The organism is Amycolatopsis sp. NPDC005003 (genome assembly GCF_053600695.1).
In genome coordinates, this window is sequence record NZ_JBSGAI010000104.1 from 1 (window position 1) to 9,772 (window position 9,772).

Annotated in this window: 10 protein-coding genes; 6 read left to right on the forward strand and 4 right to left on the reverse strand. The window is 73.1% G+C overall.

Annotation, left to right across the window (positions count from 1 at the left end):
- Positions 1-130 precede the first annotated feature (130 nt).
- Complete coding sequence (locus ACWED2_RS48060; RefSeq protein WP_449697201.1) at positions 131-1,408, forward strand: copper resistance CopC/CopD family protein; 1,278 nt, start codon at positions 131-133, stop codon at positions 1,406-1,408.
- A 9-nt stretch (positions 1,409-1,417) separates the two neighbouring features.
- Here ACWED2_RS48060 and ACWED2_RS48065 read toward each other — a convergent pair whose 3' ends face one another.
- A complete protein-coding gene (locus tag ACWED2_RS48065; RefSeq protein ID WP_449697193.1) occupies positions 1,418-2,083 on the reverse strand; it encodes a maleylpyruvate isomerase family mycothiol-dependent enzyme in 666 nt (221 codons plus the stop codon).
- A 110-nt stretch (positions 2,084-2,193) separates the two neighbouring features.
- Between ACWED2_RS48065 and ACWED2_RS48070 the strand changes: the two genes are divergently transcribed.
- The 4 genes from ACWED2_RS48070 (at position 2,194) to ACWED2_RS48085 (ending at position 6,089) form a co-directional block, all read left to right on the forward strand.
- Positions 2,194-2,970: an MgtC/SapB family protein gene (locus ACWED2_RS48070; RefSeq protein ID WP_449697194.1), complete on the forward strand. Its 777-nt coding sequence runs from the start codon at positions 2,194-2,196 to the stop codon at positions 2,968-2,970.
- Positions 2,971-3,089: 119 nt separating this feature from the next.
- Complete coding sequence (locus ACWED2_RS48075; protein ID WP_449697195.1) at positions 3,090-4,100, forward strand: DivIVA domain-containing protein; 1,011 nt, start codon at positions 3,090-3,092, stop codon at positions 4,098-4,100.
- A gap of 40 nt (positions 4,101-4,140) precedes the next feature.
- The gene (locus ACWED2_RS48080; protein ID WP_449697196.1) at positions 4,141-5,409 is read left to right on the forward strand and encodes an ABC transporter substrate-binding protein; all 1,269 of its coding nucleotides are present in this window, start codon (positions 4,141-4,143) and stop codon (positions 5,407-5,409) included.
- Complete coding sequence (locus ACWED2_RS48085; protein WP_449697197.1) at positions 5,406-6,089, forward strand: CPBP family intramembrane glutamic endopeptidase; 684 nt, start codon at positions 5,406-5,408, stop codon at positions 6,087-6,089. Before ACWED2_RS48080 ends, ACWED2_RS48085 begins: the two co-directional genes overlap by 4 nt.
- Here ACWED2_RS48085 and ACWED2_RS48090 read toward each other — a convergent pair.
- Genes ACWED2_RS48090 through ACWED2_RS48100 form a run of 3 tightly spaced genes read right to left on the reverse strand, consistent with a single transcriptional unit; the run spans position 6,086 to position 8,682 of the window.
- Positions 6,086-6,367 carry a metal-sensitive transcriptional regulator gene (locus ACWED2_RS48090; protein WP_086678475.1) on the reverse strand — a complete coding sequence of 94 codons (282 nt, stop codon included), beginning with the start codon at positions 6,365-6,367 and terminating at the stop codon, positions 6,086-6,088. The genes ACWED2_RS48085 and ACWED2_RS48090 overlap by 4 nt on opposite strands.
- A 56-nt stretch (positions 6,368-6,423) precedes the next feature.
- On the reverse strand, positions 6,424-8,472 hold the full coding sequence (locus ACWED2_RS48095) for a heavy metal translocating P-type ATPase (protein ID WP_449697198.1): 2,049 nt from the start codon (positions 8,470-8,472) through the stop codon (positions 6,424-6,426).
- A gap of 3 nt (positions 8,473-8,475) precedes the next feature.
- Positions 8,476-8,682: a heavy-metal-associated domain-containing protein gene (locus ACWED2_RS48100; protein ID WP_449697199.1), complete on the reverse strand. Its 207-nt coding sequence runs from the start codon at positions 8,680-8,682 to the stop codon at positions 8,476-8,478.
- A 79-nt stretch (positions 8,683-8,761) separates the two neighbouring features.
- Here ACWED2_RS48100 and cobF point away from each other — a divergent pair, with 79 nt between their 5' ends.
- On the forward strand, positions 8,762-9,523 hold the full coding sequence (gene cobF / locus ACWED2_RS48105) for a precorrin-6A synthase (deacetylating) (protein ID WP_449697200.1): 762 nt from the start codon (positions 8,762-8,764) through the stop codon (positions 9,521-9,523).
- Positions 9,524-9,772: the final 249 nt, after the last annotated feature.

Genomic DNA, 9,772 nt, shown 5'->3' on the forward strand with positions numbered 1-9,772 from the left:
TCGTCCTGCACCGGCGCGCCTCGGCGGCCGAGCACGAGCTGACCGGGTGCACCTGCGGCCTGCCGAAGACCGCCCTCGCCACGCCGTGAAGCGCGCGCTGGCCCTGCTGGCCTTCCTCGTCGGCTGGCTGGTGCTCGGCGCCGCTCCGGCTTCGGCCCACGTAGAAATCGTCTCGTCGACCCCGGGGGACGGTGCCCGCCTCACCGCGGCACCGTCCCTGGTTTCGGTCACCCTGTCGGAGAACGTCGGCATCCAGCCGGGCTCGATCAAGGTCGTCGACCTCGCGGGCCGTCAGGTCGACACCGGGCCGGTGTTCCAGCCCGGCGACGTCGCCGAGCAGCTCGCGGTCCGGCTGAAGCCGGACCTGCCGGACGGCGGCTACCTCGTCGAATACGCTTTCGTGTCCGCCGACTCCCACCCGGTGCGCGGGACGTTCGCCTTCGTCGTGGGCACCGGGCCGCTCGTGACGTCGGCCGGCGCGGTGGCCGCGGCGACCGGCACGGACCCGGGCGTGGACTTCGTCTCGACGGCCGTCCGGTGGCTAGCCTACGTCGGCGTCGTCCTGCTCGGCGGCCTGGCGTTCGTGATTCTGTGCCGCCCGGCGGGCCGCACCGACCGGACCGCACGGAAGCTGCTGCACGGGGGCGCCTGGCTCGTCGCGGCGGGCGCGGTCGCGGCGTTCGTGCTGCAGGGCCCGTACGCGACCGGGCGCAACCTCGAAGCCGTGTTCGACACGGCACTGCTGGCGGACACGCTGCGCGTCGCGTACGGCAAGCTGCTGTTGCTGCGGTTGGCGGCCGTGGCCGCGCTGGTGGTGCTGCTGCCCCGGCTCCTGCGGCCCGGGCTGCCGGACCGGCTGCGGTCCCGGTACGAGAACCTGGCCATGGTGGCCGGCTTCCTCGTGCTGCTGACGTTCTCGGCCACCGGCCACCCGGTCACCGACCCGGTCATGTTCGTCTCGGTTTCGGCGGACCTGGCGCACTTCGGCGCGATCGCGGTCTGGGCGGGCGGGCTGGTCCAGCTGGCCTGGTGCCTGTTCCGGCCGGCACCCGGCGAGAACCTGGCCGCGGTCGCGACCCGCTTTTCCCGCATCGCGGCGGGCTCGGTGACGGTGATCGCCCTCAGCGGCGCGGTGCTGGCCCTGCGCATCATGCCGTCCCTGCCGACGCTGTGGACGACCACGTTCGGCCTGCTGGTGCTGCTGAAGATCGCCGGGTTCGCGGCGCTGCTGGCGGTGGCGAGCCGGTCCCGCCGCGCGGTCCACCAGAGCATGGTTCCCGTGGCGGAGGGCACGACGATCACGGCCGACCTGCGCCGGCTGCGGCAGGCGGTGGTGGTGGAAGTGCTGCTCAGCGTCGTGGTGCTGGCGTTGGCCGCGCTGCTGACGGTGACCCCGCCCGGCGGCTGAGCACGCGGATCAGGCTCCGGGCGACCGCGGCGGGGCGAACGGGCCCCAGCTGAAGGCGGGCAGCCACGGCCCCGGTGCCGCGCTCCACTCCAGGCCCGCGAGCTGGCCCAGCGACCGCCGTCCGGCCAGCGCCCGGTAGAGCTCGTGAGCCGGCGCCGTCAGCGTCGCCGCGGGCCGGCCCACACCGGCCGTCCACTGGGAGCCGCCCGTGGTGCGCAGGCGCACCGCCGGCAGGCCGCGGCCCGCGACCGAGCCCGAGAACCCGCGGACCAGCACCTCGAAGCTCGGCGCCCAGGCCGCGTGCTCGACCGGCGGCGGCACCCCCAGCGCCGCCCGCAGGTCCAGCTCGTGGGTGTAGGCGTCCATCACCATCACCTCGCCGCTGCGGCCACCCGCCTCGGCGAGCCGGCGGTCGAGGTCCTCGCCGACGTCGTCCCAGTGGTCGAGCAGCTCCGGCACCGTCGACCCGGCCGGCACCGGCACCGCGCCGCCGTGGCGCTCGAGCACCCGCTCGGCGATCCCGGTGAGGTGGCCCACCAGGTCGGCGACGGTCCACTCCGGACAGGCCGGCACCCGGCGGCGGTGGACGCCGGCGCGGGTACCGAGCAGGGCGCGGACGCCGCGGCGGACCTCCGGGTAGCCGACGAAGTCCGGGGCCGGCCGACTCGCTGTCACGTGTCCCACCTCACCTGGCACGATCAGGGCTTCCGGCCCAGTATCCCCTGGTGACGGGCCCCGGCGAGTCTCCTCGCTTGCCGCACCGACGACCCCGAGAGGGAGTGACCTTGCCCACTTTGTGGTCCACACCGGCGCAGTGGGAGCTGTTGCCGCCGGTCCTGCTCGCGCTGGTGCTCAGCGTCGCGATCGGGCTCGAACGCGAAGCCGGCATGAAGGCCGCGGGCCTGCGGACGCACAGCCTGGTCGGCGTCGGCTCGGCCGTGTTCATGCTGGTGTCGAAGTACGGCTTCGCGGACCTGCTGGGCACCGACCACGTCGCACTCGACCCGTCGCGGATCGCCGCGCAGATCGTCTCCGGCATCGGCTTCATCGGCGGCGGCCTGATCTTCGTCCGCCGCGACGCCGTGCGCGGCCTGACGACGGCGGCGACGATCTGGCTCACCGCCGCGATCGGCGCGGCGTGCGGTGCCGGCCTGCCGGTGCTCGCCGTCGGCACGACGATCGGGCACTTCGTGGTGACCCGCGGCTTCCCGCCGCTGCAGCGGCTCGTCGCGCGGCACCGGCGCGAACCACCCGTCGTGCGGCTGAGCTACCTCGACGGCCACGGCGTGCTGCGCGCGGCGCTGGCCGTGTGCACCGGACGAGGGTGGAGCGTGCACCACGTTGACGTCGACCACGACCCCGATTGGGGGGTCCGGGTGGCGGAGCCCCCGGCCCGGGGCGAAGCCCCGGATGTTGCAGTTTCCGAGGAGGGGCAACGGATCGCGGTCGTGACGCTGCGCCTCGACGGCCGCGGTGATCTTTACGACCTGGCCGCCGAACTCGCCGAGCTGCCCGGCGTCCGGAGCACGTCCACCGGCCCCGGCGAACCGCTCGACGAATGAACCCCCGCCCGGGCAGCGCGCGGGGGCCGGTTTGCGGCACACTGGGGTGGACCCGGAATTCCAGGTGCCGCAAGGAAAACGTGCGGCCGAGGAGAAATCATCCTTTTCGGAGGTGAGGCATGGCCCCCGGCGGTGGCGAGGACGTGGTGCGCACGCAGCCCGGATTCGACCTGGCGTGGCGCGGTTTTCAGCGCGCTCAGGTCGCGGAGTACGTCGCGTGGGCCGAAGACGAGATGCGCAGAATCGCCGCCGAACGCGACTCCGCCCGGCAGCGCGTGGCCGCGCTCGTCGAGGACAACCGTGAGCTCCGCATGAAGATCGACCGGATCAGCCGCACCCCGATCGAGCCGGACGCCCTGCAGGAGCGGTCCCGCCGGATGATCGAGCTGACCCGCGAGGAAGCGAGCGAAATCATCGCGCGGGCAACGGAAACGGCCGAGCGGCTGGTCCGCGAAGCCGAGCGGGAAGCCGCCCGGCTCACGGAGAAGGAACGCCGCCTGGTCGCCGAGGCCGAAGCCGAGGCGGAACGCCGGCGCGTCGAGCACGAGGAGCTCCTCCGGGCCGCCGAGCAGCGCCGCCGCGAGCTCGACGAAGCCGCCGCGCACCGCCGTGCCCAGCAGGAAGAGGATCACACGCGCGCGATGACGGTCCGCCGCGCCGACGCCATGCGCGCGCTGGCCGAGGAGGAAGCGGCGGCGAGGGCGAAGGCCGAACGTCTGGTCAGCACCGCCCAAGCCGAGGCGAAGACGCAGGTCGAGACCGCGGAGGCCAAGGCGGCGAAGCTGGTCAAGGCGGCCAAGACCAAGTCCGAACGCCTGGTCACGACCGCCGAAAGCAAGGCCGAACGCCTGGTGACGACCGCCGACGCCAAAGCGAAGAAGCAGGTCGCCACCGCGGAAGCCGAAGCCGAGCGCCTGGTCGAAGCGGCCCAACGCCAGGTCAACGCCCTCACCGACGTCCGCGACAAGCTCCACGCCAGTCTCACCGGCTGCCGGTCCCTGCTCGCCGACGCGGCCCTCGCCCTCGACGACCGGCCCGGGCCCTTCGATCCCGAGGCCACCCTGCCGATGTCGAAGAGAGTGCCCGTCCAGCGGCGCTCGCCCGCGAACCTCACCGACGCCGTCGGCTGACCCCTTGCCCGCCGGCCCGGGCAGCCTTCATGCTCTTCGGGTGAGGCCAACGAACATCGCGCTGGTCACGGCCCTGGCTGCCGGCACCCTCAGCGCGTGCGCCGCCAGCTCCGGCGTCACGGTCAACCTGTACGTCTCGCCGGAAAACAACCTCCAGCACGTCGTCGACACCTGCACCGCGGCCGCGAACGGCCGGTACCGGATCGTCTACCACAAGCTGCCGCGCAGCGCGGACGGCCAGCGCGAACAGATGGTCCGGCGGCTGGCCGCGGAAGACCCGTCGCTGGACGTCCTCGGCCTCGACGTCACGTGGGTGCCGGAGTTCGCCGAGGCCGGCTGGGTGGTGCCGTGGACCGGCGCGGCCGAGGCCGAGGCAACGCGGGACGTCCTGCCGATTCCGCTCTCGACCGCGCGCTGGAACGGGAAGCTGTACGCGGCGACGAAGCACACGAACGTCCAGCTGCTCTGGTACGACGACCGGCGCACGCCGTCGCCGCCGAAGACGTTCGACGACATGATCGCCCAGGCCAAGGCCCTCAACGCGGCGGGCCAGCCGGGGAACGTCCTGTTCACCGGCGCCCAGTACGAGGGTCTCGTCGTCTTCTACAACACGCTGGTCGCGTCGGCGGGCGGGCACGTCCTGTCCGACGACGGCAAGTCCGTGCTGATGGACGACGGCGCCGTGCGCGCGCTCGAGGTGCTCAAGACCCTGGCCACGGCCGGCGTCACGGACCCGTCGCTGGGCAACTCGAAGGAGGACGAGGTCCGGCAGGCGTTCCAGCGCGGGCAGGGCGCGCTGGAGCTGAACTGGCCGTACGTCTACGCGTCCTACGCCAAGGAAAAGCCGCAGGACCTGGCGCACGTGCGCTGGGCCCGGTATCCGTCGGTGGTGCCCGGTCGGCCCAGCCGCGTCACGGTCGGCGGCTTCAACCTGGCGGTCAGCACGTACTCGCCGCACAAGGCGGAGGCGTTCGAAGCCGCGTTGTGCCTGCGCAGCCCGGCGAGCCAGAAGTTCCAGGCGATCGAGGACGGCCTGGCCCCGACGACGCGTTCGGTCTACGACGACCCGGCGCCGCTCGACCCGGCCGCCCCCGGCTCGACGATGGCGGCGAAGTTCCCGATGAAGCCGGACATCCTCGCCGCGCTGGCGGACGCCGCCGTCCGGCCGCTGACCCCGGCGTACCAGAACCTGTCGACGGTGATTTCGAAGGTGCTTTCGCCGCCGTCCGCGATCGACCCGCACGCGACGGCAGCCGAACTGCGCGAACGGCTGACCGACGCGCTGAACTCCCGGGACATCATTCCTTGACACGAACGTTCGCCCTGGTCGCGACGGTCGTCGTGCTGGCCGCGTCGACGACATTGGCGAACCGCGTGGTGTCGGGCTGGGCGTACCCGGTGTGCGGGCTGGTCGCGGCGGCGCTCCTGGTGGCCCTCGGCCGGGCCGCCGGGTGCACGTGGACCGGGCTCGGACTGGGCACGCTGCGCCGTCCCGCGCTGGTCGGCCTGGCCGGCGCCGGGCTGATCGCGGTCGTGTTCGGGATCGCGCTGGCGGTGCCGGCGCTGCGCACGGTGTACCAGGACGGCCGGGTCGGCGACCCCGGCTTCGGCCAGCTGCTGTGGCTGACCTGCGGCCGCATCCTGTTCGGGACGGTGCTGATCGAGGAGGTGGCGTTCCGCGGCGTGCTGCCGGGCCTGCTGGGGGCGACGGACGACCGCTGGCGCTGGCCACCGATCCTCGGCGCGGCGGCGCTGTTCGGCCTGTGGCATGCCCTCCCGGCGCTCGCGATCGGCCGCAACGCGGCGGTCCACGCGGTGTTCGGGGCGACACCGGTGGTGGTGCTCCAGGTGCTGGCGATGGCCGCGGCCGGTGTCGCCGGGATCTTCCTGCACTGGTGGCGGCACCGGGGCCGGGGTGTGCTGGCGTCGGTGATCGTCCACTTCACGACCAACGCCGGCGGCCTCACGCTGGCCGTGCTGGTGCGCTAGGAACGCACCAGGCGCGCGATCGCGTCCGAAGCTTCGCGCACCTTCAGGTCCGCCTCTTCACCGCCGGCGGCGGCCGCCTGGACCACGCAGGTCGCCAGGTGCTCGTCGAGCAGCTCGAGCGAGAACGACTGCAGTGCCTTCGTCGCCGCCGAGACCTGGGTCAGGATGTCGATGCAGTACTTGTCCTGCTCGACCATCCGCTGCAGCCCGCGGATCTGCCCCTCGATCCGGCGCAGGCGCTTGAGATAAGCCTCCCGCTCGGTGCCGTAACCCGTCATCGCCCACCTGTCCCGTCGTCGCCCGTCCCTGACCCCCGACTATACCCTCCGGGGGTTCAGCGGAACCGGCGCAACCGCAGGCTGTTGCTCACCACGAAGGCCGACGAGCACGCCATCGCCGCCCCCGCGATCATCGGGTCGAGCAGGCCGAGCGCGGCCAGCGGCACCGCCGCGACGTTGTACGCGAACGCCCAGAACAGGTTGCCCTTGATGGTGGCCAGTGTCCGGCGGGCCAGGCGGATCGCGTCGGCGGCCACGCGCAGGTCGCCGCGCACCAGCGTCAGGTCGCTCGCCTCGATGGCGGCGTCGGTGCCCGTGCCCATGGCCAGGCCAAGGTCGGCCTGGGCGAGCGCGGCCGCGTCGTTGACGCCGTCGCCGACCATCGCGACCACGCGGCCCTCGGCCTGCAGCCGCTTGACGACGTCGACCTTGCCCTCCGGCAGCACCTCGGCGACGACCTCGTCGATCCCCGCTTCGGCCGCGATCGCCCGGGCCGCGCCGGCGTGGTCGCCGGTCAGCAGGATCGGCGTCAGGCCGAGTTCGCGCAGCTCGGCGACGGCTCGCGCGGACGTCGGCTTGATCGTGTCGGCGACGACCAGGTGCCCGCGGACTTCCCCGTCCCAGGAGACGCCGATGGCACCGTCCGCCGCCCGCCCGACGCTGACCGTGCGTCCCTCGACGACACCGGACACGCCGACGCCGGGCGTGCTGCGGAACTCCGTGACGGCCGGGAGCGCGCCGAACCGCTGTTTCGCCGCCTCCGCGATGGCGCGGCCGATCGGGTGCTCGGACGCGGCCTCGACGGCTCCGGCCAGCCGCAGCGCCTCGCCGCCGCCCTCGACCAGCGTCATCCGGCCGGTGGTGACGGTGCCGGTCTTGTCCAGGACGACGGTGTCGACGCGGCGCGTGTTCTCGAGCACCTCGGGCCCCTTGATGAGGATGCCGAGCTGCGCGCCACGGCCGGTGCCGACGAGCAGCGCCGTCGGCGTCGCGAGGCCGAGCGCGCACGGGCAGGCGATGATCAGCACGGCGACGGCGGCGGTGAACGCCTGGTCGGGCCGGCCGCCGGTCGCGAGCCAGACCACGAGCGTGGCCAGCGCCGCGAGGACGACCAGCGGGACGAACACCGCCGAGACCCGGTCGGCGAGGCGCTGGACCTCGGCCTTGCCGTTCTGCGCGGCTTCGACGAGCCGGGCCAGCTGCGCCAGCCGGGTGTCTTCGCCGACGCGGGTGGCGCGCACGAACAGCCGGCCGCCGACGGTGACGGTGGCCCCGGTGACCGCGTCCCCCGGCCCGACCTCGACCGGCACCGGCTCCCCGGTGAGCATGCTGGTGTCGACGGCGGAGCTTCCTTCGGTGACCACGCCGTCGGCGGCGATCTTTTCGCCGGGCCGGGCGACGAAGACGTCGTCCACCCGCAGGTGGTGGATGGGGACCAGGTGCTCTTCGCCGTCGCGCACGACGGTGACGTCCTTCGCGCCGAGGTCCATGAGCGCGCGGAGGGCGGCGCCGGCGCGGCGTTTGGACCGGGCCTCGAAGTAGCGGCCGGCCAGGATGAACGTGGTGACCGCGGCGGCGACCTCGAAGTACAGGTGGTGGTGGCCGGCACCGAAGAGGAGTGCGTACAGCGACCAGGCCACGGCAGCGACGACGCCGAGCGAGATCAGCGTGTCCATGGTGGCGGTGGCGTGCCGCAGGTTGACCGCGGCGGCGCGGTGGAACGGCCACGCGCCCCAGGTCACGACCGGGGCGGCGAGGGCCAGGGCGACCCACGGCCAGTTCGCGAACTGCCAAGCCGGGACCATCGCGAGCGCGACCAGGGGGACGGTCAGGCCCGCGGAGACCAGCAACCGGCCGCGCGGGGCCGCCGTTTCGCCGGGCGCCGCCGGCTCGGGCAGCCGCGCGGAGTAACCGGCGGCTTCGACGACGGCCTTGAGGTCGTCGACCGACAGCGCATGGGGGTAGGTGACCTGGGCCTTCTCGGTCGCGTAGTTGACCGTCGCGGTCACGCCGTCGACCTTGTTGAGCTTGCGCTCGACGCGGGCGGCGCACGACGCGCACGTCATCCCGCCGATGGCGAGTTCGACGCGGGTCGCGGTGGTCATGGTTCAGGCGACCAGCCGGTAACCGGCCTCGGTGACCGCCGCGGCGACGGCGTCCGCGGACAGCGGGGTGTCGCTGGTCACGGTGACGCGCCCGCTCTCGACGTCGACGTCCACCTGCCGGACACCGTCGACCTCGGAGACCTCTTCGCGGACCGACGTGGCGCAGTGACCGCAGGTCATGCCCTCGACGGTGTAGCTCGTCTCGATCATCAGCGGCTCCTTTTCGCTCTCCTTCCTTTATACCCATCGGGGGTAGGGGTTCGGTCGCGACCCCCACCAGACTCGCGGGATGCGCAAGCTCTACGCGATCGGGATCGGCGCCGGCGACCCGGAACACCTGACGGTCCAGGCGATCGACCGCCTCAACCGCGTCGACGTCTTCTTCGTGCTCGACAAGGGCGCCGAAAAGGCCGACCTGGTGCGGCTGCGGCAGGAGATCCTCGACCGGTACGTCACGCGCTCGTACCGCGTGGTGCTCGCGGAGGACCCGCCCCGCGACCGCACCCCGGCGGACTACCGGGCGGCGGTGGCCGACTGGCACGCGGCCCGGGCGGCGGTGTACGAGTCGCTGATCCTGTCCTCGCTGGGCCCGGACGAGGTGGGCGCGTTCCTGGTGTGGGGCGACCCGTCGCTGTACGACAGCACGATCGCGCTGATCGAGGCGGTGCTGGCCCGGGGGAAGGTGTCGTTCGAGTACGAAGTGGTGCCGGGGATCAGCAGTATTTCGGCGCTGGTGGCCCGCCACCGGACGACGATGAACCAGATCGGCCGAGCGGTCCAGCTGACGACGGGCCGCCGGCTGGCGTCGGGCTGGCCCGAGGGCGTCGACGACGTGTTCGTGTTGCTGGACGCGAACACGACGTTCGACCAGCTCACGTCGTCGGGCTTGCACATCTTCTGGGGCGCTTATGTGGGGACGCCCGACGAGATCTTGATCTCGGGCCCGCTCACCCCGGCTCTCGCCGAGCGGATCCGCTCGGCCCGCGCCGAGGCCCGGGAGCGGCACGGCTGGATCATGGACACGTACCTGCTCCGCCGCCCGGCGGAGTAGTCACGCGGGCGGGGAGGCCGCCGCTGCGCGGCCGCCGGCCAGGCGTAAGTCGCGTGATCCGGGCCGGAACTGGCGTGATTGGGGGCCGGATCTCGCGTGATTGGGGGCCAGATCTCGCGTGATTGGGGACGGGTCTCGCGTGATGGTAGGCGGGAATGGAGAAAGGGCCTGGGCCGGGAGACTCGTGGTCTCTACCGGGCCCAGGCCCTCTCTTCACGGTAAGTTCGGCGGTGTCCTACTCTCCCACAA

Coding starts and splice junctions, on each gene's coding strand:
- cobF (WP_449697200.1), top strand. CDS start 8,762: ATGCGCAAGCTCTACGCGATCGGGATCGGCGCCGGCGACCCGGAACAC.
- ACWED2_RS48075 (WP_449697195.1), top strand. CDS start 3,090: ATGGCCCCCGGCGGTGGCGAGGACGTGGTGCGCACGCAGCCCGGATTC.
- ACWED2_RS48095 (WP_449697198.1), bottom strand. CDS start 8,472: ATGACCACCGCGACCCGCGTCGAACTCGCCATCGGCGGGATGACGTGC.
- ACWED2_RS48100 (WP_449697199.1), bottom strand. CDS start 8,682: ATGATCGAGACGAGCTACACCGTCGAGGGCATGACCTGCGGTCACTGC.
- ACWED2_RS48090 (WP_086678475.1), bottom strand. CDS start 6,367: ATGACGGGTTACGGCACCGAGCGGGAGGCTTATCTCAAGCGCCTGCGC.